General features: G+C 67.3%; 23 protein-coding genes. 12 read left to right on the forward strand and 11 right to left on the reverse strand.

Going from position 1 to position 22,746, the window contains the following annotated elements; translation table 11 throughout:
- Positions 1 to 101 precede the first annotated feature (101 nt).
- The 5 genes from J2S76_RS10310 to J2S76_RS10330 form a co-directional block, all read right to left on the reverse strand.
- Positions 102 to 791: an LptA/OstA family protein gene (locus tag J2S76_RS10310; protein ID WP_307060113.1), complete on the reverse strand. Its 690-nt coding sequence runs from the start codon at positions 789 to 791 to the stop codon at positions 102 to 104.
- 47 nt (positions 792 to 838) lie between these two features.
- Positions 839 to 1,513, reverse strand: coding sequence for a hypothetical protein (locus J2S76_RS10315; protein WP_307060115.1), 675 nt, complete (start codon positions 1,511 to 1,513; stop codon positions 839 to 841).
- Between the two features lie 296 nt (positions 1,514 to 1,809).
- Positions 1,810 to 2,442, reverse strand: a complete 633-nt coding sequence (locus J2S76_RS10320) for a ribonuclease D (RefSeq protein ID WP_307060117.1) — start codon at positions 2,440 to 2,442, stop codon at positions 1,810 to 1,812.
- An 88-nt stretch (positions 2,443 to 2,530) separates the two neighbouring features.
- Positions 2,531 to 3,487 (reverse strand): 4-hydroxybenzoate octaprenyltransferase, encoded by a 957-nt coding sequence (gene ubiA, locus J2S76_RS10325; protein ID WP_307060119.1) that lies wholly within the window; start codon positions 3,485 to 3,487, stop codon positions 2,531 to 2,533.
- 4 nt (positions 3,488 to 3,491) lie between these two features.
- Positions 3,492 to 4,199: a hypothetical protein gene (locus tag J2S76_RS10330; protein WP_307060121.1), complete on the reverse strand. Its 708-nt coding sequence runs from the start codon at positions 4,197 to 4,199 to the stop codon at positions 3,492 to 3,494.
- A gap of 129 nt (positions 4,200 to 4,328) precedes the next feature.
- On the opposite strand from J2S76_RS10330, the gene J2S76_RS10335 reads away from it, so the two are divergent.
- The 3 genes from J2S76_RS10335 to J2S76_RS10345 all read left to right on the forward strand — a co-directional run bounded on the left by J2S76_RS10335 (position 4,329) and on the right by J2S76_RS10345 (position 7,999).
- The gene (locus tag J2S76_RS10335; RefSeq protein WP_307060123.1) at positions 4,329 to 5,096 is read left to right on the forward strand and encodes a 16S rRNA (uracil(1498)-N(3))-methyltransferase; all 768 of its coding nucleotides are present in this window, start codon (positions 4,329 to 4,331) and stop codon (positions 5,094 to 5,096) included.
- A gap of 249 nt (positions 5,097 to 5,345) precedes the next feature.
- Positions 5,346 to 6,479, forward strand: a complete 1,134-nt coding sequence (locus J2S76_RS10340) for a carboxylate-amine ligase (protein ID WP_307060125.1) — start codon at positions 5,346 to 5,348, stop codon at positions 6,477 to 6,479.
- A gap of 149 nt (positions 6,480 to 6,628) precedes the next feature.
- The gene (locus J2S76_RS10345) at positions 6,629 to 7,999 is read left to right on the forward strand and encodes a glutamate--cysteine ligase (protein WP_307060127.1); all 1,371 of its coding nucleotides are present in this window, start codon (positions 6,629 to 6,631) and stop codon (positions 7,997 to 7,999) included.
- A 22-nt stretch (positions 8,000 to 8,021) separates the two neighbouring features.
- Here the strand turns inward: J2S76_RS10345 and J2S76_RS10350 are convergent, their stop codons facing one another.
- Positions 8,022 to 8,906: a LysR substrate-binding domain-containing protein gene (locus tag J2S76_RS10350; RefSeq protein WP_307060130.1), complete on the reverse strand. Its 885-nt coding sequence runs from the start codon at positions 8,904 to 8,906 to the stop codon at positions 8,022 to 8,024.
- Between the two features lie 193 nt (positions 8,907 to 9,099).
- On the opposite strand from J2S76_RS10350, the gene J2S76_RS10355 reads away from it, so the two are divergent.
- Together J2S76_RS10355 and J2S76_RS10360 are read left to right on the forward strand one after the other, a co-directional pair.
- Positions 9,100 to 9,513, forward strand: a complete 414-nt coding sequence (locus J2S76_RS10355) for a DUF1127 domain-containing protein (protein ID WP_307060133.1) — start codon at positions 9,100 to 9,102, stop codon at positions 9,511 to 9,513.
- Positions 9,514 to 9,766: 253 nt separating this feature from the next.
- Positions 9,767 to 10,828, forward strand: coding sequence for an LLM class flavin-dependent oxidoreductase (locus tag J2S76_RS10360; protein ID WP_307060135.1), 1,062 nt, complete (start codon positions 9,767 to 9,769; stop codon positions 10,826 to 10,828).
- A gap of 169 nt (positions 10,829 to 10,997) precedes the next feature.
- Here the strand turns inward: J2S76_RS10360 and J2S76_RS10365 are convergent, their stop codons facing one another.
- Positions 10,998 to 12,398: a glutamine synthetase family protein gene (locus tag J2S76_RS10365; protein WP_307060138.1), complete on the reverse strand. Its 1,401-nt coding sequence runs from the start codon at positions 12,396 to 12,398 to the stop codon at positions 10,998 to 11,000.
- Between the two features lie 191 nt (positions 12,399 to 12,589).
- On the opposite strand from J2S76_RS10365, the gene J2S76_RS10370 reads away from it, so the two are divergent.
- The 7 genes from J2S76_RS10370 to J2S76_RS10400 all read left to right on the forward strand — a co-directional run bounded on the left by J2S76_RS10370 (position 12,590) and on the right by J2S76_RS10400 (position 20,100).
- Entirely contained in the window at positions 12,590 to 13,765 is a 1,176-nt protein-coding gene (locus J2S76_RS10370) for an ABC transporter ATP-binding protein (RefSeq protein ID WP_307060140.1), read from the forward strand.
- A 10-nt stretch (positions 13,766 to 13,775) separates the two neighbouring features.
- A complete protein-coding gene (locus J2S76_RS10375) occupies positions 13,776 to 14,687 on the forward strand; it encodes an ABC transporter permease (protein WP_307060142.1) in 912 nt (303 codons plus the stop codon).
- A complete protein-coding gene (locus tag J2S76_RS10380) occupies positions 14,687 to 15,505 on the forward strand; it encodes an ABC transporter permease (protein ID WP_307060144.1) in 819 nt (272 codons plus the stop codon). The genes J2S76_RS10375 and J2S76_RS10380 overlap by 1 nt, the downstream gene beginning before the upstream one ends.
- Positions 15,506 to 15,772: 267 nt before the next feature.
- Positions 15,773 to 17,653, forward strand: coding sequence for a DNA mismatch repair endonuclease MutL (gene mutL, locus J2S76_RS10385; RefSeq protein ID WP_307060146.1), 1,881 nt, complete (start codon positions 15,773 to 15,775; stop codon positions 17,651 to 17,653).
- Positions 17,654 to 17,672: 19 nt separating this feature from the next.
- The gene (locus tag J2S76_RS10390; protein ID WP_307060149.1) at positions 17,673 to 18,953 is read left to right on the forward strand and encodes an NAD(P)/FAD-dependent oxidoreductase; all 1,281 of its coding nucleotides are present in this window, start codon (positions 17,673 to 17,675) and stop codon (positions 18,951 to 18,953) included.
- 1 nt (position 18,954) lies between these two features.
- Positions 18,955 to 19,479 (forward strand): DedA family protein, encoded by a 525-nt coding sequence (locus J2S76_RS10395; protein ID WP_307060151.1) that lies wholly within the window; start codon positions 18,955 to 18,957, stop codon positions 19,477 to 19,479.
- Positions 19,480 to 19,578: 99 nt separating this feature from the next.
- Positions 19,579 to 20,100 (forward strand): macro domain-containing protein, encoded by a 522-nt coding sequence (locus J2S76_RS10400; RefSeq protein ID WP_307060153.1) that lies wholly within the window; start codon positions 19,579 to 19,581, stop codon positions 20,098 to 20,100.
- A gap of 205 nt (positions 20,101 to 20,305) precedes the next feature.
- Here the strand turns inward: J2S76_RS10400 and J2S76_RS10405 are convergent, their stop codons facing one another.
- From J2S76_RS10405 to J2S76_RS10420, 4 genes are all read right to left on the reverse strand, one after another.
- Complete coding sequence (locus tag J2S76_RS10405) at positions 20,306 to 20,536, reverse strand: hypothetical protein (RefSeq protein ID WP_307060155.1); 231 nt, start codon at positions 20,534 to 20,536, stop codon at positions 20,306 to 20,308.
- Positions 20,502 to 20,816, reverse strand: a complete 315-nt coding sequence (locus J2S76_RS10410) for a BrnT family toxin (RefSeq protein WP_307060157.1) — start codon at positions 20,814 to 20,816, stop codon at positions 20,502 to 20,504. The genes J2S76_RS10405 and J2S76_RS10410 overlap by 35 nt, the downstream gene beginning before the upstream one ends.
- 194 nt (positions 20,817 to 21,010) lie before the next feature.
- Entirely contained in the window at positions 21,011 to 22,030 is a 1,020-nt protein-coding gene (gene ilvC / locus J2S76_RS10415) for a ketol-acid reductoisomerase (RefSeq protein ID WP_307060159.1), read from the reverse strand.
- 14 nt (positions 22,031 to 22,044) lie between these two features.
- Positions 22,045 to 22,713 (reverse strand): TetR/AcrR family transcriptional regulator, encoded by a 669-nt coding sequence (locus J2S76_RS10420; RefSeq protein WP_307060161.1) that lies wholly within the window; start codon positions 22,711 to 22,713, stop codon positions 22,045 to 22,047.
- Positions 22,714 to 22,746: the final 33 nt, after the last annotated feature.

Below are 22,746 nucleotides of genomic sequence, written 5' to 3' on the forward strand. Positions count from 1 at the left end.
GGTGTTTGCATACCCATGAAACCCGAACGGTTCCTCGCCGCGCTCCGGCGTCCGCGCAAGGGCGCAACGCCAAGCGTCAAGGGCGCGCGCCCCCGCGAAGGTTACGGCGCCGGCTTCGGCTTGGCCGCCGGGGCGGCCGGCTTGGCGCCGGGCAGGCCACCGCCATTGCCCATGCTGTTGGGCACGATCAGGCTCTCAATGCGGCCGCCATCGAAGCGCGACAGGCCGCTGGTCAGGTCGACGGTCAGCTTCTTGCCGCGAATGACGTTCGGCCCGGAGGTGAGCACGACGGGGTTGCCGGTGAGGGTGATGGTGTTCGCCTTGGTCTCGAACACCCCCTGGTCGCCGGTGGCGGTCTGCTCCTTGGTGGTCACGACCACGGAGCCGTTGATTTCCAGCCGGCGGATGGCGGAGGAGTTGATCGGGCTGCCCGCGGCCAGCGCGTCGCTGGAAGGCGCGGCCGCCTCCTTGCCGCCCGCCTCCTTGCCGCCCGCCTCCTTGCCGCCCGCTTCCTTGCCGTCATAGAAAACCACCAGCTCCTTACAGCGCATGGTGGTGTCGCCCTGCTGCACCACCACATTGCCGCTGAACACCGCCTGCTTCTCCTGGTCGCGCACTTCCAGGCTGTTGGCGTTGATCCGGATCGGTGCGTCGCGATTCGCCGCGAAGCCCTGAAGGGCGTTTGGCACGTTCTTGCCTTGGGCCAGGGCCGCAGTCGCCAGCGGGCCGAGGCACGCGGCAGCGAGAAGGGCGGCGAGGCCGGCACGGGTGAAAGCGTGGGGCATGTTCATGCCGACATGTCTAGCCGCCCCGCGCCGACGGTTCAATGAGGACCGCGTCACGGAGTCGTGCCATGGGCGCTCGCCTCGGGCGCGGGCGCGGCGGTCGGTGCAGGTGCGGCGGCGCCTTGCCCGCCGCCTTGCCCGCCTTTGGCCGCCGCCTCTTCCGGAGCCGGCATCTTGAAGTCCAGCTGCACATTGCCCACCAGCAGCGCGCGCGAATCCTTCTGCGACACTTCCAGCGTATCGGCGGTCAGCTTGCCGTCGAGGTAGGTCAGCTCGACCGGGCTGTTCGAGACCATCTTGCCGCCCTTGATGTCGATCGCGGCCTCCTTCAGCCGCCCGCCATAGCCGGAGGACGTATCGAAGGTCACGCCGCCATCCAGGGTGAGATTCTCGGTCTTGGTATCGTAGCTGCCGCCGATGGCGCTGAGGTTGGCCCAGCCCTTGTCCGCCAGTTCAAGCTTAGCCTCGATCTTGTCGAGCGTGATGAGGTTGGGCTGCGTCAGGTCCTGCGAGGCGGCGAAGGCGGAAACATTGTAGCCGCGATTATCGGCGGTGAAGCCGTGCAGGCGGGGAAACTCCATCTTCACCTGCGTGCCCGACAGTGACACCCGCCCGAGATCGAAGGGCAGGTCGACGGCGAGGGTGAAGGGATCGAGATAATTGATCGCCAGCGTGGCGCCGAGCGCCAGCACCACGCCGAGCGGCAGGGCGACGCGAAGGAATCGCACCCGGCGGCTGTGGCGCCGCGCATTCTTGAACAGCTGAGCCTGCGAGGGACCACGAGAGGCGCCATAGGCGGGGGCGTGCGCCGACCCGCGGCGCCCTTCCGGCTCGCTCGCTTTCGCGCCCCGCGGAACGGGGGGTTCGACATGCTTGTTCATGCGCGACGGTTTATCCCCGGCTGACGGCCACCCTCCGCAACCCTGGCCGCCGCTCAAGATGGCGGCTTCCGGCCAAAGGCGCAAGCCGGAGCGGCGACCGTTACCCACTCGCCCGAGAAGCCGGCGATTGTCAGGCAGCGCGCTCACATATGCGCGAAAATGTCCTCGTCCGGCCATCCCGCGAGGTCGAGCCGGGCGCGGGTGGGCAGGAATTCGAAGCAGGCCTGCGCCAGCTCGCCGCGTCCCTCACGCGCCAGCATGGCGGCGAGCCGCGCCTGCAGGGCGTGCAGATGCAGCACATCGGAGGCGGCATATTGCAGCTGCGCGTCGCTCAGTTCCTCAGCCGCCCAGTCGGAGCTCTGCTGCTGCTTGGAAAGATCGATGCCGAGCAGTTCGCGCACCAGCTCCTTCAGCCCATGCCGGTCGGTATAGGTGCGGGTCAGCCGCGAGGCGATCTTGGTGCACCACACCGGCGAGACGGTGAGATCGAAGGTCTTGCCGAGCACCGCCACATCGAAGCGGGCATAGTGGAACAGCTTCACGCTGCGGGGGTCGGTGAGCAGGCTTTCCAGGTTCGGCGCGCTGCCCGGCCCCGCCCCGGCAGGAATTTGCACCACATCGGCGGTGCCGTCGCCCGGGGACAGCTGCACCACGCACAGCCGGTCGCGGTGCGGCTTGAGGCCGAGCGTTTCGGTGTCGATGGCGATGAAGGGGGCCTTGTCGGGGGTATAGCGGGCGAGATCGACAAGATCGCCGCGATGCAGGCGGATGCTCATGGGAACCGTGGGTTTTAAAAGGTTTGCGCTGCTTACCACCACCTGCCCCGGCGCGGCAACCGCGCAGGCTGTGTCGGCCGGCGGCGGCTCAGGCCAGCAGCGCGTCGGCAAGGAGGCCGGCGAGCAGGATCAGCCCGGCGTCGCGGTTGGAACGGAACAGGCGCAGGCACAGCGCGCGGTCGTCAATGTCGAGCCGCCACAGCTGCGTGCAGAGCTGCACGGTAAAGATGCCGAGCCCGCCCCAGGCCAGCGGCCCGGCACCGGCACTCGCCAGCGCAAGGCCGAACAGCACCACCGCCGCGCCATAAAGCCCGGCCAGCCATTTGCTTGTATCGCCGGCAAACAGCAGGGCCGAGGATTTCACCCCGACAATCGCGTCGTCCTCGCGGTCCTGATGGGCATAGATGGTGTCATAGCCCACCACCCACAGCACCGCGCCGGCATAGAGCAGCAGGGCGGGCGCCGGCAGCGCCTGCAGCAGCACAGCGAAACCCATCAGCGCGCCCCAGGAGAAGGCAAGGCCGAGCACGAGCTGGGGGATCCAGATCACCCGCTTCATCAGCGGATAGACCACCACCAGCCCGAGCGAGGAAAGCGCCACCCCGATGGCGAATCCGGGCAGGCAGAGCAGCACCACCAGCCCCACCAGGCACTGAAGGGCGAGAAAGAGCACGGCCCCGGTCAGCGTCACCTGCCCGGACGGCAGCGGGCGCGAGCGGGTGCGCTCCACCCGCCCGTCAATGTCGCGATCGAGAATGTCGTTCCAGGTGCAGCCGGCGCCGCGCATCGCCACCGCGCCGAGGGCGAACAGCCCCGCCCAGGCCGCCGCCTGCCCATAGGCGGCAACGCCGCTTTCCGCCTGCACCCGCAAGGCGAGCGCCAGCGACCACCAGCAGGGAATCAGCAGGAGCCAGCTGCCGATCGGCCGATCGGCGCGGGCGAGACGAAGAAAGGGGCGCAGCGCGGCGGGGGCGTAGCGGTCGACCCAATTGCCGGCGGAATCGGCCGGAGCCGGCGCGACGGGAGACGGCGCGGCGGTGGTCATGGTTTCAGCGCAGCGCGTCGCCACCGAGCGTGTCGAACACACCGCCCGGAGGAGCCTCCATGGTCGGCAGCCCGGTCGACAGGCCGAGGCCCGCCGATACCGAGCCCTGGGGCGGCGGGCCGCCGGGACCGCCGCCGCCGCCGCTCTCCTGCATCTTGGCCACCTCGCAGACGCGGTTGCGCGTGGTGTTCACCGAAGCGACGTTCTCCTTGAACTTCACCAGGATATCGTCCGGCACGCCGCACTTGGCCTTGTTAGTGTTGAGGAAGGAATAGAAAGCCTGCTGCGCGTTGGCGAAACTGCGGAACATCGGGCACAGCTCGCTCGGCGGAAGCTTCTTCTTCGTGGCTCCCTGGAGGGCGCCGCCGCGCGTTTCGAGTTCCTCGCGCAGCTTGGCGACCTGGCTCTGGCAATTGGCCGCGTCCGGATTCGCCTGCTGCGGCGCGCTCACGCCTGGGGCCGCTCCAAGACCGGGCGAATAGCCCGGGGCGGCACCCGGGGCGAATCCCGGCGCCGGTTGGCCAGCCGGCAGTTCCGCCTGCGGCGCCGGTGCGATCGTTACCGCGCCCGAGGAGGTGCCATCGGTCGAGCCGCCGGGGGCGCCGATCCATTGCGCGCCGGCCGGAAGTGTGCCCAGGAGGCCGACAAGCGCGAGGCCCGCCAGGGTCGCCAGCGCGGAGCCCGCCCGTAGGCGCATCGGGTGACTGTTCAAAGGCCAATCTCTCATCAGGAGGTCGATCGGTGCCGTGTCATTGACCAAGCGTGATACAGAGGCATGAAAGATTGGGCAACATCACGGCGCACGCGATATTGCCTGCAAATTCCGGACAAAAATCGACCCATGACCCGCGCTCCCGACCATTCTACCGCCGAACCCTATGATTTCCGTGCCCAGCGGCTCTTCGTCGACGATGCGCTCACCGAGGGCGCGTGCGTCAGTCTTGACCGCGACCGGGCGCATTATGTCTCCGACGTGATCCGGCTGGCGGTGGGCGAGCACCTCCATCTGTTCAATGGACGCGACGGCGAATGGCGCGCGGTGCGCGAGGCGGGTGGGCGGCGCGACGTGCTGCTGCGCTGCGAGGCCCTGTTGCGGCGCCAGACCCCGCCGCCCGACCTCGACTATGTGTTCGCCCCGCTCAAGCATGCGCGGCTCGACTATATGGTGCAGAAGGCGGTGGAAATGGGCGCCGGCCGGCTGGTGCCTGTGATGACCCGCCGCACCCAGGCGACGCGCGTCAACACCGAGCGCATGCGCGCCAATGTGATCGAGGCGGCCGAGCAATGCGGCATCCTCACCCCGCCGCAGGTTCTGGAGCCGGTCACGCTGCCGCGCTGGCTTGCCGATCTGCCGCCCGAGCGGGTGTTGGTGTTCTGCGACGAGGCGGCGCCGCAATCCGACCCGCTCGCGCCCCTGCGCGCCGCCATCGCCGGCCCGCTCGCCGTGCTGATCGGCCCCGAGGGCGGCTTTGCCGACGAGGAGCGGCGCCTGCTGGCCACCCGTCCGGGCGCCCTGGTGCTTTCGCTCGGCCCGCGCATCTTGCGCGCCGACACCGCCGCCGTGGCGGCCCTCGCTTTGGTGGAAGCGGCCCGGCAGGCCGCGCGCTGAGCGTGCCGGCCACGCCCCCCCGTGATGGACGTCACGCGGAAGACCCATGTCACTTTTCAACAAATAAATAGAACACATCGTTTCTATTAGAATAAATACACATTATATTCTCTTTTACTCGCGATTTTGAAAGGTCACATTACAGTCTTACTTTTCCATCATCCCTCACCCCGCCGCTAAGCGAGCCGATTCTGCGTCGGCTAAGCTGCGATGCGACGCGCGATCTGGAATGAATGCGGGGAGGATGCCATGTCCGGGGCCAGCACGGATGACTACCGCATCGGCATCGAGGAAGAGTATTTCATCGTCGAGAAGACCAGCAAGAGCCCCCTGCGGCGGATGCCGACCGCCTATATGGGCTCGGTGCGCGAGGCGCTCGGCCCGGGCGTGAGCGGCGAGAGGCTGCACGCGCAGATCGAAGTGATGACCCGCCCGCACCGCTCCGCCGCCGAGGCGCGCGGGGAACTGCACGGGCTGCGCCGCAGCCTCGCCGAGGTAAGCGCGGGTTTCGACCTCGCCTTCATCGCCGCCGGAACCCACCCCACCGCCAGCTGGCAGAGCGGCAAGCGCCCGCAGACCCAGCGCGATGAGGGGCTGATGCACGATCTGCAGATGCCCGGCGAGCGCAACCTGCTCTGCGGCATGCATGTACATGTGGAACTGCCCGATGCCGACCAGCGCATCGACGTGATGCGCCGCATCCTCCCCTATCTCCCGGTCTTCGTGGCGCTTTCCACCTCCTCGCCTTTCTGGGAGTCCCGGCGCACCGGCCTGATGGGCTATCGCCTCGCCGCCTATGACGAACTGCCTCGCACCGGCCTGCCGGAGCTGTTCGAGAGCGCGAAGGACTATAAGGACTATATCGACGCGCTGGTGGCGGCGCGGGCGATCCGCGATTCGAGCTATGTGTGGTGGACCATCCGTCCCTCGGAGAAGCAGCCGACGCTGGAGCTGCGCGCCCCCGACAGCTGCACCCGGGTGGAAGATTCGGTCGCCATCGCCGCGTTGTACCGGGCCTTGGTGCGCCATCTCGTGCGCAACCCGAAGCTCAACGCCGGAATCGACGCGGTCGACCGCGCCATCGCGGTGGAGAATAAATGGCGCGCCCAGCGCTACGGCATCCATGGCAGCTTCGTCGACCGCCACACCCGCGAGGCCGTTCCGGTGGCGCAGGCGGTGGACAGCCTGATCGACCAGCTGACCGATGATGCCGACGCGCTCGGCGGGCGGGCGGAGCTGGAACATCTGCGCACCATCATCAGTGGCGGCACCAGCGCCGATATCCAGATCGCCGTCTATCAGGAGGCCGCCCACCGCACCGGAAACCGCAATGAGGGGTTGGGCGCGGTGAAGACCTGGCTCAGTCACGCTTCGGCGCAGTAGAGGGCGCGGCGCTGGAGACGCAGGGGCAAGGCGCGCGGGGGGCGGTTTGCGGCGCCGCAATCTCCATTTTCGGTCGGTAGTTACCGTGATTTGCGCCGCGCCTGCGCCTGTGTATGGTCGCGCGCCCAGCATGCCGGCCGGAGTTCCCCATGGCGCGAGACCAGATCGATACGCAGCCCATCGAAAGCCGCGACGAACTCGTCGCCTGGTTTGAAGCGGGCAGCAAGGCGCCGTCGAAATTCCGCATCGGCACCGAGCATGAGAAGTTCCCCTTCACGCTGAAGGGCCATGAGCCGGTGCCCTATGAGGGCGCGAACGGCATCCGCGCTTTGCTGGAAGGCATGCAGGCGCTGAACTGCTGGGAACCGATCATGGAGGGCGAGACCATCATCGGCCTCGCCGACACGGTCGGCGGCGGGGCGATCTCGCTGGAGCCGGGCGGGCAGTTCGAACTGTCAGGCGCGCCGCTCATCACCATTCACGAGACCTGCGCCGAGGTGAACAGTCATCTCGACCAGGTGCGCGAGGTGGCGACGCCGCTGGGCTTCGGCTTCCTCGGCCTTGGCATGAGCCCGAAATGGACGCTGGCGGAGACGCCCGTGATGCCCAAGGGCCGCTACAAGATCATGTCGAACTACATGCCGAAGGTTGGCTCACACGGCCTCGACATGATGTTCCGCACCTGCACCGTGCAGGTGAACCTCGATTTCGCCTCCGAAGCCGACATGGTGAAGAAGCTGCGCGTCGGCCTCGCGCTGCAGCCGGTGGCCACCGCGCTGTTCGCCAATTCGCCCTTCACCGAAGGCAAGCCCAACGGCTTCCTCTCCTTCCGCTCGGAAATCTGGCGCGACACCGACAATAACCGCGCCGGCATGCTGCCCTTCGCCTTCGAGGACGGCATGGGCTTCGAGGCTTACGTCGACTACGCACTCGACGTGCCGATGTATTTCATCAAGCGCGGCGACACCTATATCGACGTCGCCGGATCCTCCTTCCGCGACCTGCTCGCCGGCCGGCATCCGGCCGTGCCGGGCGAGACCGCCACCGTCTCCGACTGGGCCAACCACCTCTCCACCATCTTTCCCGAAGTGCGGCTGAAGCGTTACCTCGAAATGCGCGGCGCCGATGGCGGCTCGTGGCGCAATCTCTGTGCCCTGCCCGCGCTGTGGACCGGGCTCTATTACGACACCACCAGCCTCGACGCCGCCTGGGATCTCGCCAAGGACTGGAGCGCAGAGGAGCGTCAGAAGCTGCGCGACGACGTGCCCCGCCTCGGCTTCAAGGCGGAGATCGCCGGCCGTTCGATGCTGGATCTGGCGCGCGAGGTGGTCGAGATCGCCCGCGCCGGGCTCAAGCGCCGCGACTATCGCGACAGCCAGGGCCGCGACGAGAGCCGCTTCCTGAAGCCGCTGGACGACAGCCTCGCCACCGGCCAGACCCCGGCCGAGCGACTGCTGGCACGCTATGAGGGCGCGTGGAACCGCTCGGTCGAGCCGGTATTCGTCGAGGATGCCTATTGAGGCGCGGACGCGCGGAGAGAAGTCACTCCGCCGCGATCGCCGCGTCGGAGATGTTGTCGAGCCCCTGCACGATGTGATGGGCCAGCGCGTCGGCGAGCGGCGAGGCTTCGTGCCGGTTGCGCAGCAGGCCGATGCGGCAGGGCGCCAGCGTCGGGAAACCATCGGAGGGTCCCAGCACCCGCATGCCGGGGCGCAGGCCCGATTCCGGCAGCACGGAAATGGCAAGCCCGGCCAGCACCGCCGCCGAGACCGCGGTCGAATTGGACGAGGTGTAGAGGATACGGAACGGCCGGTCGGCGGACTGCAGCATCGAGATCGCCTCCTGCCGCCAGTTGCAGGTCTGCCGCCCCAATGCCAGCGGCACCGGGGTTTCCAGATGCAGCGAATGACGGGTGGAGCCGACCCAGAGCAATTGCTCGCGGCGGATGATCTCGGTCTCGCGGTTCATCGTCTCGCAATCGGTGATGATGGCGAGGTCGAGATCGCCGGTATCGATGCGGTCGATGAGATCGGTCGAGGGATCGCACACCACGGTCAGCTCGACATTGGGATGGGTGGCGGAAAACCGCGCCATGATCTCGGGGAGATAGCGGTCGGCATAGTCGTCCGGCACGCCGAGCCGCACCCGGCCAGACAATTCCGCCGAGGCGAGGCTGGCCATCGCCTCGATGTTCAGCTTGACGATGCGGCGGGCATAATCCAGCAGCCGGTCGCCCTCGTCGGTGAGGCGTGAGGCGCGCCCGTCGCGGGCGAAGATGGCGCGGCCGACCCGCTCCTCTAGCCGCTTCATCTGCATCGACACCGCCGACTGGGTCTTGTGCACCACTTCAGCGGCTTTCGTGAAACTGCCCGTTTCAGCGATTGCGATGAATGTTCTTAATTGATCAATGTCCAGCAACACGCTCATCGGAGCCCTCACGACGGCCTATCATCAACGATGATCATATCAGCGATCATAAACATTCGCTAGTGTGATTGATTGCCGTCCTTCATAACGATCCCGCCGCGAACGGATGATGTCGATATCGGGTGGCCCCAGCGCCTGCCCGCGATCAGAAAGCCCAACGTCGTCGCTGCGCGGCCGGCACATGGAGGATACGATGTCGTATGTTGGCGAAGTTCGGAGAACCGCGTTCTCCTCGTTCGGTACCGCGGCGAGCGGTCTGCTGATCGCCGTTGTCATGGGTTCCATCCATTTCATCAAGGCGGTCGCCCGCCGGCGCCATCTCGCCCAGCTTGGCGGGTTCGACGAGCGCATGCTGCGTGACATCGGCCTCACCCGTGGCGATCTGCTCGACGCCTCGTCCGGCCCGCTCTGGCAGGACCCGACCGCCCTGCTCGTGGTGCGTGCGGTGGAACGCCGCGCCGCCCGCCGCATGACCATGCGCGAGGCGCTCCGCGAGGCCGCCCGTCAGGATGCGGCGCAGAACGCGCGTCTGGAATCCCGCCGCGACGGCGCCGCCGGCCATACGCCTGTCACCCCGCGCCGCGACGATACCGTCTCCTGCGGCTGACCATGCCCGCTTCTCTTTCGCGGCCACACCCGGCCGACCGAGTCTACGGCGACATCGACCCCCTCGTGTCGCCGACTTGAAGCCCGCTGGTTCGTCCAGCGGGCTTTTTTTCTGCCTGCACGCCGCAGCATCGGCCGCTCCCGTGCTTGCGAAAGCGAAATCCCGTCCTTGCACCGGCGGGGATGCACGCCCGCGCCGTCCGGTCCATATGGAGAGCGCCGGCGCGATGCCGGAGATAAGGGGACCCTCTCCCATGGCACAGCTTCTTGAACTCGGCCTCGACACTTTCGGCGACGTCACGTCAGGCGCCGACGGCCGGCCGCTCTCCCACGCGCAGGTGATCCGCGATCTGGTGGAGGAAGCGGTGCTGGCCGATGAGGTCGGCATCGATTTCATCGGCGTGGGCGAGCATCATCGCGACGATTTCGCCGTCTCGGCACCCGAGGTGGTGCTGGCGGGCATCGCCACGCGCACAAAGCGCATCCGCCTCGGCTCGGCGGTGACGGTGCTGTCCTCCGACGATCCGATCCGCGTGTTCCAGCGCTTCGCCACGGTGGACGCGCTGTCGAACGGGCGGGCGGAGGTCATTCTCGGGCGCGGCTCCTTCACCGAATCCTTCCCGCTGTTCGGTTTCGACCTGAAGGACTATGAGGCGCTGTTCACCGAGAAGCTCGATTTGTTCGCCGCGCTGCTGCGCGACAACGCTTCGCCGGAGGGCGTCAGCTGGCAGGGCGATCTGCGCCCGCCGCTCTCTCGCCAGCATGTCTATCCGCTGGTCGAATCCGGCACGCTGAAGACCTGGATCGGGGTGGGCGGCTCGCCGGAATCGGTGGTGCGGGCGGCGCGCTACGGCCTGCCAATGATGCTCGCCATCATTGGCGGCAACCCGGCCCGCTTCGCTCCCTATGTCGAGCTCTACCACAAGGCGGTGGGCCAGCTCGGCGGCGCGGTGCAGCCGATCGGCGTGCATTCGCACGGCTATGTCGCCGAGACGGACGAGGCGGCGCGCGAGGAGTTCTATGCCGACTACAAGCGCATGCATGACCGCATCGGCGCCGAGCGCGGCTGGCCGCCCTATGGCCGCGACGCCTTCGCGCGCGAGATCGAGCACGGCTCGCTCTATCTTGGATCGCCGGAAACCGTGGCACGCAAGATCGCCAAGACGGCGACGACGCTCGGCCTCCAGCGCTTCGACCTGAAATACAGCGCCGGCCCGCTTTCCCACGCGCGGATGATGCGCGCCATCGAGCTCTACGGCACCAAAGTGATCCCGCGCGTGCGGGAGATTCTGGCCGAGGAGAAGGTCGAGGCGTAGGCGACGCGACCTTTCAAAACGTCCTGCTGGGCGGCCGCCGGCCGATCCGGCAGGACGCCGTCATCCCCGGGCTTGGCCCGGGGATCCATGACTCACTCCATGACTCATCAACCAAAGACATGGATGCCCGGGGCCAAGCCCGGGCATGACGCTGTACTGCCGCAGAGCCTCACACGTTCAGCAGCAGATATTCCCGCTCCCAGGGCGAGATCACCCGCATGAAGGTGTCGAACTCGGTCTGCTTCACCGCCGTATAGGTCTTCACGAAGGACGGCCCCAGAACGGTGGCGATCTCCTCGGAATGCTGCATCGCCGCCACGGCTTCGAGCAGGCCGCGCGGCAGCTCGAAGTCGAGGCCCTTGGCGTCGGCTTCCAGCGGCTCGGTCGGGCGCAGCCCTTCCACCATGCCGAGATAGCCGCAGGCGAGCGAGGCGGCGATGACGAGATAGGGGTTGGCGTCGGAGGACGGCACCCGGTTCTCCACCCGCCGCGCCGCCGGCGAGGAGGGCGGAATGCGCAGGCCGGCGGTGCGGTTGTCATAGCCCCACTGCACGTTGATCGGCGCCATCGAATCGCGCGTCAACCGGCGATACGAGTTCACGTAAGGCGCGAGGATCGACATCACGGCCGGCAGATAGCGCTGCTGGCCGGCGATGAAGGAGAAGAACTCCGGCGTCGGGTCGCCATCGGCGTCGGAGAAGATGTTCTTGCCCGTCTCGCCGTCGACGATGGACTGGTGGATATGCATGGCCGAGCCCGGCTCGTCGGCGATCGGCTTGGCCATGAAGGTGGCGTAGATCTTGTGCTGCAGCGCCGCCTCGCGGATCGTACGCTTGAACAGATACACCTGATCGGCGAGCACGATGGGGTCGCCGTGCAGAAGGTTGATTTCCATCTGCGCCGCGCCGTCCTCATGGATCAGCGTGTCGATCTCCAAGCCCTGCGCCTCGGAATAATCGTACATGTCCTCGAACAGGGCGTCGAACTCGTTCACCGCCTGGATCGAATAGGACTGGCGACCGATTTCCGGCCGGCCCGAGCGGCCGATCGGCGGCTTGAGCGGATAGTCGGCGTCGATGTTGGGCTCGACCAGATAGAACTCGATCTCCGGCGCCACCACGGCCTTCCAGCCCTTCTTGGCGTAGAGATCGACCACGTTCTTCAGCACCTGCCGCGGCGCCAGTTCCACCGGGCGCCCGTCGCGGTGATAGGCGTCGTGGATGATCTGGGCAGTGGGGTCCTGCGCCCAGGGCACGATGGCGAGGGTGGAGAAGTCCGGCTCCATCACCAGGTCACTGTCCACCACCACCGAATCGACGAGGTTGTCGTAAGGGGGGTAGTCACCGGAAATGGTCTGGAAGAACACGCTGAGTGGCAGGTTCATCGTCGGACCGGAGAGGAATTTGGACACCGGCATGATCTTGCCGCGCCCCACCCCGGCAAGGTCCGGGACGGCGCATTCGATCTCGGTGATGCCGCGCGCGGCCATCCATGCCTTCGCCTCGGCGAGGGACGCGACACCGCGGGGATTGTCGACCGCGTCCTTGTCGGAACGCTTCTTCTTGGCCATGATTGCCTTCCTGATGCGCTTTCTGCGCCGTCAGAGGCAATCACGCCCCGCTTATGGCCGTCAAGGCGGCGCCGCGTCGCCACCTTTCAAGGCATGGTAAAATTGTTCGCATTCTGCCGTTGAGCCGCCGCCGGAAGACGGTTAGCGTCTACCTGCCGACATAGCCGGCGGGGGAAACGGGATCAGTCAGCATGAGCACCGGCGTCACCGAGAAGACGCAGAAAACTATTGGCGGCATCCGCCGCACATTCGCTCCCTGGAACGACCCGCAGGCCGTCCCACTGATCCGGTACAAGAACGTTACCAAGCGCTTCGGCGAGTTCGTCGCCGTCGATAACCTCTCCCTCGACATCTATGAGCGCGAATTCTTCGCCCTGCTCGGCCCGTCCGGCTGCGGCAAGACCACGCTGATGCGCATGCTCGCCGGCTTCGAGGACCCGACCGAGGGCCAGATCACCCTCGCCGGGCAGGATCTCGTCGGCACGCCGCCCTACAAGCGGCAGACCAACATGATGTTTCAGTCCTATGCGCTGTTTCCGCACATGACCGTCTGGGACAATATCGCCTTCGGCCTGAAGCAGGACCGGATGGAGAAGGGCGCGATCGACGCCCGGGTCGAGGAAATGCTCAAGCTGGTCAAGCTTGAGAAATTCGCCAAGCGCAAGCCGCACCAGCTGTCCGGCGGCCAGCGCCAGCGCGTCGCGCTCGCCCGCTCGCTGGCCAAGCGGCCCAAGGTGCTGCTGCTCGACGAGCCGCTCGGCGCGCTCGACAAGAAGCTGCGCGAGGAGACGCAGTTCGAGCTCATGGACATCCAGATGGAGCTCGGCATGACTTTCCTGATCGTCACCCACGATCAGGAAGAGGCGATGACGGTGGCCGACCGCATCGCGGTGATGAACCATGGCAAGCTGGTGCAGGTCGACCAACCGGCGGTGATCTACGAGCACCCCAATTCGCGCTATGTGGCCGATTTCGTCGGCGACGTGAACATTCTCGACGCCACGGTCGAGACGGTCGAGCCCGGCATGGTGACGCTGCGCCCGGTGGCGGCGCCGGAGCGACGCTTCCGCATCGCCCAGGACTGCGCCGCCAAGCCCGGCGACACCGTCGCCATCGCCCTGCGGCCGGAAAAGATGCGGGTGGAACTCGACCCGCCGGCCGATACCAACGTCAATTGCGTCCAGGGCGAAATCTGGGACATCGGCTATCTCGGCGACCTCTCCATCTACCATGTCGAGCTGCCCGGCGGCGTCCGGGTCAAGGCCGCCAAGCCCAACCTCACCCGCATGGTCGAGCGCCCCATCACCTGGGACGACAAGGTCTATGTGTACTTCTCGCCCGATGCCGGCGTGGTCCTGACGAGCTGAGGAGGCCCCCATGGCAAGCAAGGCGACCGGGCGATGGCTGGTCCTCGCCGTTCCCTATCTGTGGCTGCTGGCGCTGTTCCTCGTCCCGTTCCTGATCGTCTTCAAGATCAGCCTGTCGCAGGACGCCATCGCGCAGCCGCCCTATCTCCCGACCTTCGATCTTTCCGAAGGCTGGGCGGCATTCAAGGAGGCCTTTGCCGAACTCTCCTTCGAGAATTACGGCTATGTGCTCTCCTGGGATAATGAGTTCATCGAGGCCTACGGTTCCAGCCTGTGGATCGCGGGCATCTCCACCATTCTGCTGCTGATGGTGGGCTACCCCATCGCCTATGGCATGGCGCGGGCGCCGAAATCGATCCGCCCGACACTGCTGATGCTGGTGATCCTGCCGTTCTGGACCTCGTTCCTGATCCGCGTCTATGCCTGGATCGGCATTCTCTCGCCCGAGGGGCTGCTGAACCAGTTGCTGTTCGCGCTCGGCATCATCGGCCGCGACACGCCGCTGCAGATCCTGAATACCGATACGGCGGTCTATATCGGCATCGTTTATTCCTACCTGCCCTTCATGATCCTGCCGCTCTACGCGGCACTGGAAAAGATGGACGAGACGCTGCTTGAGGCCGCCGCCGATCTCGGCTGCCCGCCCTTGGCGGCGTTCTGGAAGATCACCTGGCCGCTCTCGCTGCCGGGCGTGTTCGCCGGCTGCCTGCTCTGCTTCATCCCGGCGGTGGGCGAGTTCGTCATCCCCGATCTGCTGGGCGGCTCGGACACGCTGATGATCGGCAAGGTGCTGTGGACCGAATTCTCGGTGAACCGCTCCTGGACGGTGTCCTCGGCGGTGGCGGTGCTGCTGCTGCTGGTGCTGGTGATCCCGATCGTCTTCTACCAGAACCTTCAGGCCCGCGAAGTGGAGAGACGCTGATGCGCAAGGGACTCTCCTGGTTCAACGTCACCTCCATCGCGCTGGGATTCGCGTTCCTCTACATCCCGATCGTGCTGCTGGTGATCTACTCCTTCAACGCCTCGCGGATGGTGACGGTGTGGGCGGGCTTCTCTACCCACTGGTACTGGCAATTGTTCCAGAACCAGCAATTGCTGGATGCCGCCTGGGTGACGCTGCGCGTCGCCTTCCTCACCGCCACGGTGGCGACCGTGCTGGGCACGCTGGCGGCGATCACGCTGACCCGCTATGGCCGCTTCACCGGCCGCACCCTGTTCTCCGGCATGGTCTATGCCCCGCTGGTGATGCCGGAAGTCATCACCGGCCTGTCGCTGCTGCTGCTCTTCGTCGCGGTCGACATCGACCGCGGGTTCTGGACCATCACGCTGGCGCACATCACCTTCACCCTGTGCTTCGTCTCGGTGGTGGTGCAGTCGCGCCTTGTCACCTTTGACCGCTCGCTTGAGGAGGCGGCGCTCGATCTCGGCTGCACGCCGTTCCGCACCTTCTTCGTCATCACCCTGCCGATCATCCTGCCGGCGGTGATTTCCGGCTGGATGCTGGCCTTCACTTTGTCGCTGGACGACCTCGTCATCGCCAGCTTCACCACCGGCCCCGGCGCCACCACCCTGCCGATGCGCATCTATTCGCAGGTGCGCCTTGGCGTGACGCCGGAAATCAACGCCGCCTGCACCATCCTCATCGCCATCGTCACGGTGGTGGTGATCTTCGTCTCGATCATGACCAAGCGGCAGGAAATCGAGCGCCAAAAGGCCGAGCGGCTGGCGGCGGCGGGATAGGCGGGGCCGCTGCGCCACCCGTTATGCGGACGTGCCGGCCTGAGACCGGCCTCGAAGCAGACAGGCTGGCAACGCCCGAGGACGCCGCGTGCGTCCTTCGAGGCCCGGCAGCGCCGGGCGCCTCAGGATGACCGCGGCAAGGACCAACAGGGCGGACCACCAGGCAAGGCCTGATGGGGAGAATGGGCCGCCCGCGGGCACCGCGCCGGCCTCCCTGCTATAGTCCGGCGCCGCCCTGCCCCGAATCGCCGCCGAGACGAGCCCGCCATGCCGCTGCGCCTTCTGCCCTCCACCCTGGTCGACCGCATCGCGGCGGGCGAGGTGGTCGAGCGTCCGGCGGCGGCGCTGAAGGAGATTGTCGAGAACGCGCTCGATGCCGGCGCCAGCCGGGTCGAGATCGTCATCGATGGCGGCGGCCGGCGGCTGATGCGCGTCACCGATGATGGAAGCGGCATGAATGCCGAGGAGCTCGCCCTGGCGGTGGAGCGCCACGCCACCTCCAAGCTGGATGGCGAGGACCTGCTCGCCATTCACACGCTCGGCTTTCGCGGCGAGGCGCTACCCTCCATCGGCGCGGTGGCGCGGCTTTCCATCACCAGCCGGCCGCGCGAGGCCGACAGCGCGTTTGAGATTCGCGTCGAGGGCGGGGTGAAATCCCCCGTGCGCCCGGCGGCGCTCGGCTTCGGCACGCGGGTGGAGGTGCGCGACCTGTTCTTCGCCACCCCGGCGCGGCTGAAATTCCTCAAATCCGAGCGCGCCGAGACGGCGGCGGCGGTGGACGCGGTGAAGCGCCTGGCGCTCGCCCGCCCCGAGGTTGGCTTCACCCTCGTCACCGACGATCGCCCGCCCGTCACCTGGCCGGCCCGCGCGCGCGACCCGGCCGGGCAGCGGGCCCGCATCGCCGATGTGCTGGGGCAGGAGGCCGGTGGCAACGCGCTCGACGTCGAGGGCCTGCGCGAGGGCGCGCGGCTGTCCGGCCTTGCCGGCCTGCCGACCTATTCCAAGGCCAATTCGCTGTCGCAATATCTGTTCGTCAATGGCCGTCCGGTGCGCGACAAGGTGCTGATCGGCGCCATCCGCGCGGCTTACGCCGACCTTCTGCCCTCCGACCGCCACCCGGTGACGGCACTGTTCCTCGATCTCGACCCGCGCGAGGTGGATGTGAATGTCCACCCCGCCAAGACCGAGGTGCGCTTTCGCGACGCCGGCAACATCAGGGCACTGATCGTCCGCACCCTCACCGACGCGCTCACCTCAGGCGCGCCGCGCACCACCTCGACCGCCGCCGACCGGCTGACCCAGTTCGCCCGGCGCGATTTTTCGACCGACTACCGGCCGGAGGCGCGGCCGGGCGATTACGACTGGTCGCGCTCGTGGGCGGCGCCGGAGGGGTTTGCCGGGTCCCGACCCGATCATGCTGGCCTGAGCGAAGCGCCGTCACGCTTCGATTTCGACCTGCCGGACGGCGCCGGGCGCGGCTTCGGCGGTGGCAGTGGTCTCGGCCTTGGCCTCGCTCCCTCGGCCGACGCCCGCGCCAATGCCGCCCCCGCCGCGCCGGAGGCGCTGGAGCGCCCGCTCGGCGCTGCCCGCGCCCAGCTGCACGAGACCTACATCATCGCCCAGACGAACGACGGCGTGGTGGTGATCGACCAACACGCCGCCCATGAGCGCATCGTCTATGAGAAGCTCAAGGCGGCGATGGAGCGCGACGGCCTCGCCCGGCAGATGCTGCTGGTGCCGCTGGTGGTCGAGCTCGACCCCTCCGAGGCGGCGCGGCTGGCGGAACGGGCGCCGGCGCTGGAAAAACTCGGCCTCGTCATCGAGCCCTTCGGTGCCGGCGCGCTGCTGGTGCGCGAGGTGCCGGCGCTGCTCGGCGATGCGGATGTCAGCGCGCTGGTGCGTGAACTCGCCGAGCACGCGGCGGAATGGGACGACGCGCTGCCGCTGGAGCGCCGGCTTCTCCACATCGCCGCCACCATGGCCTGCCACGGTTCGGTGCGTGCCGGGCGCCGGCTGCGGGTCGAGGAGATGAACGCCCTGTTGCGCGAGATGGAGGAGACACCGAACGCCGCCCAGTGCAATCATGGCCGGCCGACCTTCGTCACCCTGGCGCTGGCCGACATCGAGCGGCTGTTCGCGCGGCGCTGACGGCAAGAGTTGAGTGAACATGGCCTCGCAGATCGATCACCCCAGCAGCTGGTACGCGGCCACGGCGAACCGCTCCTCCCCCCTCCCCCCGCTGCAGGGCGGGGCGCGGGCGGATGTCTGCGTCATCGGCGGCGGCTATACCGGGCTTTCCGCCGCGCTGCACATGGCCGAGGCCGGGCTCGACGTGGTGCTGCTGGAAGCCGGCCGTGTCGGCTCCGGCGCCTCGGGCCGCAATGGCGGGCAGATCCACAGCGGCCAGCGCCGCGACCAGGACTGGCTGGAATCGCGCGTCGGGCTCGACGACGCCAAGGCGCTCTGGCGCCTGGCTGAGGACGCCAAGGCGCTGCTGCACGATCTCATTGCCCGTCACGCCATCGCGTGCGACCTGCGCTCGGGGCTGATCGAGGCCGACCACAAGCCCGGCTATGTCGCCCATAGCCACGCCTATGCCCGCAAGCTCAACGAGGTTTACGACTACCCCCACGCCGCGCCGCTGACCCGCGAGGAGGTACGGGAAATGGTCGGGTCGGACGCCTATTACGGCGGCATGATCGACCATGGCGGCGGCCATCTGCACCCGCTCAACCTCGCGCTTGGCCTTGCCGAGGCGGCGCGGCGGGCCGGGGCGCGGCTTTACGAGCAGTCGCGCGCGTTGCGGATCGAGGAGGGCGGCAAGGTGCGCGTCGTCACCGCCGCTGGCTCGGTGGAGGCGGATTGGGTGCTGGAATGCGGCGACGGGCTGCAGGACGGGCTCGACCGGCGTGTCGACACCCATGTCATGCCGATCTGCAACTACATCGCCGCCACCGCCCCGCTGGGGGAGCGGGCGCGGGAGATCATCTCCAATGGCGCGGCGGTGGCCGACAGCCGCTTCGTCGTGAATTATTACCGCCTCTCCGGCGATGGCCGCCTGCTGTTCGGCGGCGGCGAGAGCTACAAGCGCGGGCTGCGGCCGAACCCGGGCGAGTTCGTGCGGCCCTATATGCTGAAGATCTTCCCGCAGCTCGGCGATGTGAGCATCGATTATGGCTGGGGCGGCGTTCTCGGCATCACCATGACCCGCCTGCCCTTCGTGCGGAAGCTCTCGCCGCGCGTGCTCACCGCCGCCGGCTATTCCGGCCAGGGGGTGATGCTGGCGCCCTATTTCGGCAAGCTGCTGGCGCAGGCGGTGCAGGGCCAGCTTGGCGAATTCGACCTGCTGGCGCGCCTGCCGGTGCCGGCTTTCCCCGGTGGACCGCTGATGCGCTGGCCGCTGCTGGTGGCCGGCATGAGCTATTTCGCGCTGCGCGACCGGCTCTAGCGTGGCGGATGTGCATGCCTATGCCCGCGACGTGCTCGCCTTTGTCGAGGCGCACGCGCATTACGCGCCCTATGTCGCCTTCCTGCTCGCCTTCTGCGAATCCCTGGTTATCGTCTCGCTCTTCATTCCTGCCACCTTCGTGCTGCTCGGCCTCTCGCCGGTGATCGCCGCCAGCGGAGTGCCCCTCCTGCCGGTCTGGGCGGCAACGGCGGCAGGGGCGGCGCTGGGCGACAGCGTGTCCTACTGGATCGGCTTCCGCCTGAAGGGCAGCGCCCGCCAGTGCTGGCCGCTCAACCGCTTTACCGGGGGGCTGGCGCGCGGCGAGCGCTTCTTCCTGCGCTACGGCATATGGGGCGTGTTCCTTGGCCGCTTCTCCGGCCCGCTGCGCGCCATCGTGCCGCTCATCGCCGGCATGTTCGCCATGCCGCCGTTCCAGTTCCAGATGGTGAACATCACCTCCGCCATGGTGTGGGCGCTGGTGATCCTTGGCCCCGGCGCCGCGGCGGTGAAGGCGCTGGGCTACTGAGCCCGCACACAGCACGACCGGACTTGCGTTTCCTCAACGACACTGGGCGCGCCTTCCCCGACACAGGGCGCAACCAATCAGCCGAGGAAGGACACCCCAATGGCCAAGATCCACGAAGTGGAAGGCGATATCCTGCTGAGCGGCGCCGCCGCGATCGCCCATGGCGTGGCGCCCAACGATCATTTCGATACCGGCCTCGCTCTCGCCCTGCGCGAGCGCTGGCCCTCGCTGGCCAAGGATTTCCGCCATTATTGCCGCGTCGAGAACCCCAAGGCGGGCGGGCTCTGGGGGTGGGGCGGCGTGGACGAGGAGGGCGGCGCGGCGCGCATCCTCAATTTGCTGACGCAGGAGCCGGCGGAAAACGCGCTCGGCCGTCCCGGCCGGGCCACGACCGAGAATGTCGGCCACGCGCTGAAGGCGCTGGCCCGCCATGTCCAGGCGGAAGGCATTGCCAGCCTCGCTCTGCCGCGCCTCGCCACCGGCGTCGGCGGGCTGGACTGGGTCGAGGTGAAGCCACTCATCGAGCGGCATCTGAGCGAGCTCGACATCCCGGTCTATGTCTATGTGGTCTATCACAAGGGCCAGAAGGCCAATGAGCCGGGGCTGAAGGCGGCAGCCTAAGGCGGGGGGCAATCGCTGCCCTCCTCCTGGCGCTCCCCTCCCCCACTCCGTCATGCCCGGGCTTGACCCGGGCATCCATAAAGTGGCGCGGGAAAACGTGGATGGCCGGGCCAGATCCGGCGATGACAGCCGGTATGAGCGCCGATCCCAAACAAAAAGGGCGACCCGCGAGGTCGCCCTTTTTCGTTCCGGCGGTGCAGGTTCGCTACTCTGCGGCTTCTTTCGGTGGCTTGTCGCCGCCGGCCGGCTCGGCCAGCGCCTCCGCCCTCTCCCGCCGCGCCTTGGCGGGAAGCACAAGATCGAATTCCGCAAGCTCGGCCTCGGTGGGCCAGGTCATGTCCTTGTCCCACGCCCAATGCGCGCGGATTTCATCGTCCGACATGGCATCGAACGGCGACCAGTCAAATTCCTTTGCGAGACGATCCGCCTCGTCCAATTGCTTCTTGGTAGGCACGCCGTTCATCCCGGTGCGCGACACGAAAGGAAATGATCCGGCGGCGCTCGCCTTCCCAAATCCACACGCAGAATAACACACGGCCCTGCAATTCGGCCATGGTTTCGAAGCGCGTCTCGCCGACAGGTGACTTCGGCGAGACGTCTTCGATACGCGGCCGGCCATCAAAGAGGCCGGCCGCCATGTCGAACGGCAAACCGCGCTGAGAACGGTTTACTGCGTCCTTGACATCATCCCACTCGAAATCGTCCGTCTCGCCCATCGCCGCTCCTCAACCCTAGACAATTTAGGTTATAGCGACGAGGTCGAAGGAACGCTGAAATTAGCTGCAAATTTCTGGAGCTACGGTCCAGCTATGGCTCCGGCCTATCCTCAACTGGTTCCATCTCAGCCCCCCAAAACGCACATGGCCGGGACAAGCCCGGCCATGACGTTGTTTACGAAGGCGGAAAAGCCTCAGTTCTTCGACTTGTCGACCAGCTGGTTCTTGGCGATCCAGGGCATCATGCCGCGCAGCTTGGCGCCGACTTCCTCGATCTGGTGGCTGTCGTTGATGCGGCGGATGCCCTTGAAGCGCGAGGCGCCGGCGCGGTATTCCTGCATCCAGTCGGAGGTGAACTTGCCGGTCTGGATGTCGGTGAGCACGCGCTTCATCTCGGCCTTGGTCTCGGCAGTGATGATGCGCGGGCCGGAGACGTATTCGCCCCACTCGGCGGTGTTGGAGATCGAGTAGTTCATGTTGGCGATGCCGCCCTCATAGATGAGGTCGACGATCAGCTTCACTTCGTGCAGGCACTCGAAATAGGCCATCTCAGGGGCGTAGCCGGCTTCCACCAGCGTCTCGAAGCCGGCGCGGATCAGCTCGACCAGGCCGCCGCAGAGCACCACCTGCTCGCCGAACAAATCGGTCTCGCACTCTTCCTTGAAGGTGGTCTCGATGATGCCCGAACGGCCGCCGCCGACGCCGCAGGCGTAGCTGAGGCCGAGGTCGAGCGCGTTGCCCGAGGCGTCCTGATGCACGGCGACGAGGCAAGGCACGCCGCCGCCCTTCTGGTATTCGCCGCGCACGGTGTGGCCGGGGCCCTTCGGCGCGACCATCAGCACGTCGACCGAAGCCTTGGGCTCGATCAGGCCGAAATGCACGTTGAGGCCGTGGGCGAAGGCGATGGCGGCGCCGTCACGGATGTTCGGGGCGATCTCGTCACGGTAGATGTCGGCCTGCAGCTCGTCCGGGGTCGCCATCATCATCAGGTCGGCCCACTTGGCCACCTCGGCGACGGTCATCACCTTGAGGCCGTCGGCCTCGACCTTCTTGGCGGTCGCCGAGCCGGGCTTGAGGCCGATGGCGATGTCCTTGACGCCGGACTCCTTGAGGTTCAGCGCATGGGCGCGGCCCTGCGAGCCATAGCCGATGATGGCGACCTTCTTGCCCTTGATCAGGTTCACGTCGGCGTCGCGGTCGTAATAAACGCGCATGGGTGTCTCCTATGTCATGCGTTGGTTTTTGGCAGGCCCGGCACGGGGTTGGCCGTGCCGTAAAGGGTGAGGAACTGGTCGGTGGCGCGGGCGGCGTCGGCCTCGATCTCGCCCGGCGTCAGGCGGAGCGTGTCGCCGAGCAGCAGCCGGATCTGCACGTCGCGGCCGACCAGGCCGATGAAGCTGCGAAAGGCGGTCTCGGTGTCGTCGAAGTCGATCAGCCCGGCGTCGCGGCCGGCATCGAGCACCGGCTTCAGCCGGGCGCCGATGGCGAAGCGGCCATTGGCCAGCATGATGGCGCCAAGGCCGCCACCCGGCGTGCCGCCGCCCGCCTGCGCGATGGCGAAGCGGTTGAGCGCGATCGAGGTCGGGCTGGAAATCACTCCGAGCCAGTTGGCGGCGAAGCGGATGAGGCTGTCGCGCAGGGCAAGAGCATCAAGCCGGGTGCGGTCATAATTGCCGGTGCGGACCTTCGAGGCCTGCCAGCGCACGGTCGCGGTCAGCAGCCCCTCGCGGTCGCCGAACCATTTGTACAGGCTTTCCTTGGAGCAGGAGGCGCGGCGCGCCACCGCATTCATGGTCAGCTCGCCGCCCTGCTCCACCATCAGCGCGAGCACGGCGTCGAGGACCGCCTGCTGGCGCTCCGTCAGCGTCTCGTCCTGCGTGTCGGGAGGCAAGGTCATGGGCGGAAAAGGTCCGTACCGTACGTTACGGTT

Source organism: Ancylobacter vacuolatus, assembly GCF_030813595.1.
Taxonomy (GTDB): Bacteria; Pseudomonadota; Alphaproteobacteria; order Rhizobiales; family Xanthobacteraceae; genus Ancylobacter; species Ancylobacter vacuolatus.

Bases quoted from the DNA above. Each gene is read 5' to 3' on its own strand.
- J2S76_RS10355 (WP_307060133.1), top strand. From the start codon at position 9,100: ATGTCGTATGTTGGCGAAGTTCGGAGAACCGCGTTCTCCTCGTTCGGT.
- ubiA (WP_307060119.1), bottom strand. From the start codon at position 3,487: ATGACCACCGCCGCGCCGTCTCCCGTCGCGCCGGCTCCGGCCGATTCC.
- J2S76_RS10350 (WP_307060130.1), bottom strand. From the start codon at position 8,906: ATGAGCGTGTTGCTGGACATTGATCAATTAAGAACATTCATCGCAATC.
- J2S76_RS10310 (WP_307060113.1), bottom strand. From the start codon at position 791: ATGAACATGCCCCACGCTTTCACCCGTGCCGGCCTCGCCGCCCTTCTC.
- J2S76_RS10390 (WP_307060149.1), top strand. From the start codon at position 17,673: ATGGCCTCGCAGATCGATCACCCCAGCAGCTGGTACGCGGCCACGGCG.
- J2S76_RS10335 (WP_307060123.1), top strand. From the start codon at position 4,329: ATGACCCGCGCTCCCGACCATTCTACCGCCGAACCCTATGATTTCCGT.
- ilvC (WP_307060159.1), bottom strand. From the start codon at position 22,030: ATGCGCGTTTATTACGACCGCGACGCCGACGTGAACCTGATCAAGGGC.
- J2S76_RS10345 (WP_307060127.1), top strand. From the start codon at position 6,629: ATGGCGCGAGACCAGATCGATACGCAGCCCATCGAAAGCCGCGACGAA.
- J2S76_RS10340 (WP_307060125.1), top strand. From the start codon at position 5,346: ATGTCCGGGGCCAGCACGGATGACTACCGCATCGGCATCGAGGAAGAG.
- J2S76_RS10400 (WP_307060153.1), top strand. From the start codon at position 19,579: ATGGCCAAGATCCACGAAGTGGAAGGCGATATCCTGCTGAGCGGCGCC.
- J2S76_RS10320 (WP_307060117.1), bottom strand. From the start codon at position 2,442: ATGAGCATCCGCCTGCATCGCGGCGATCTTGTCGATCTCGCCCGCTAT.
- J2S76_RS10365 (WP_307060138.1), bottom strand. From the start codon at position 12,398: ATGGCCAAGAAGAAGCGTTCCGACAAGGACGCGGTCGACAATCCCCGC.
- J2S76_RS10420 (WP_307060161.1), bottom strand. From the start codon at position 22,713: ATGACCTTGCCTCCCGACACGCAGGACGAGACGCTGACGGAGCGCCAG.
- J2S76_RS10360 (WP_307060135.1), top strand. From the start codon at position 9,767: ATGGCACAGCTTCTTGAACTCGGCCTCGACACTTTCGGCGACGTCACG.
- mutL (WP_307060146.1), top strand. From the start codon at position 15,773: ATGCCGCTGCGCCTTCTGCCCTCCACCCTGGTCGACCGCATCGCGGCG.
- J2S76_RS10380 (WP_307060144.1), top strand. From the start codon at position 14,687: ATGCGCAAGGGACTCTCCTGGTTCAACGTCACCTCCATCGCGCTGGGA.
- J2S76_RS10410 (WP_307060157.1), bottom strand. From the start codon at position 20,816: ATGGGCGAGACGGACGATTTCGAGTGGGATGATGTCAAGGACGCAGTA.
- J2S76_RS10375 (WP_307060142.1), top strand. From the start codon at position 13,776: ATGGCAAGCAAGGCGACCGGGCGATGGCTGGTCCTCGCCGTTCCCTAT.
- J2S76_RS10370 (WP_307060140.1), top strand. From the start codon at position 12,590: ATGAGCACCGGCGTCACCGAGAAGACGCAGAAAACTATTGGCGGCATC.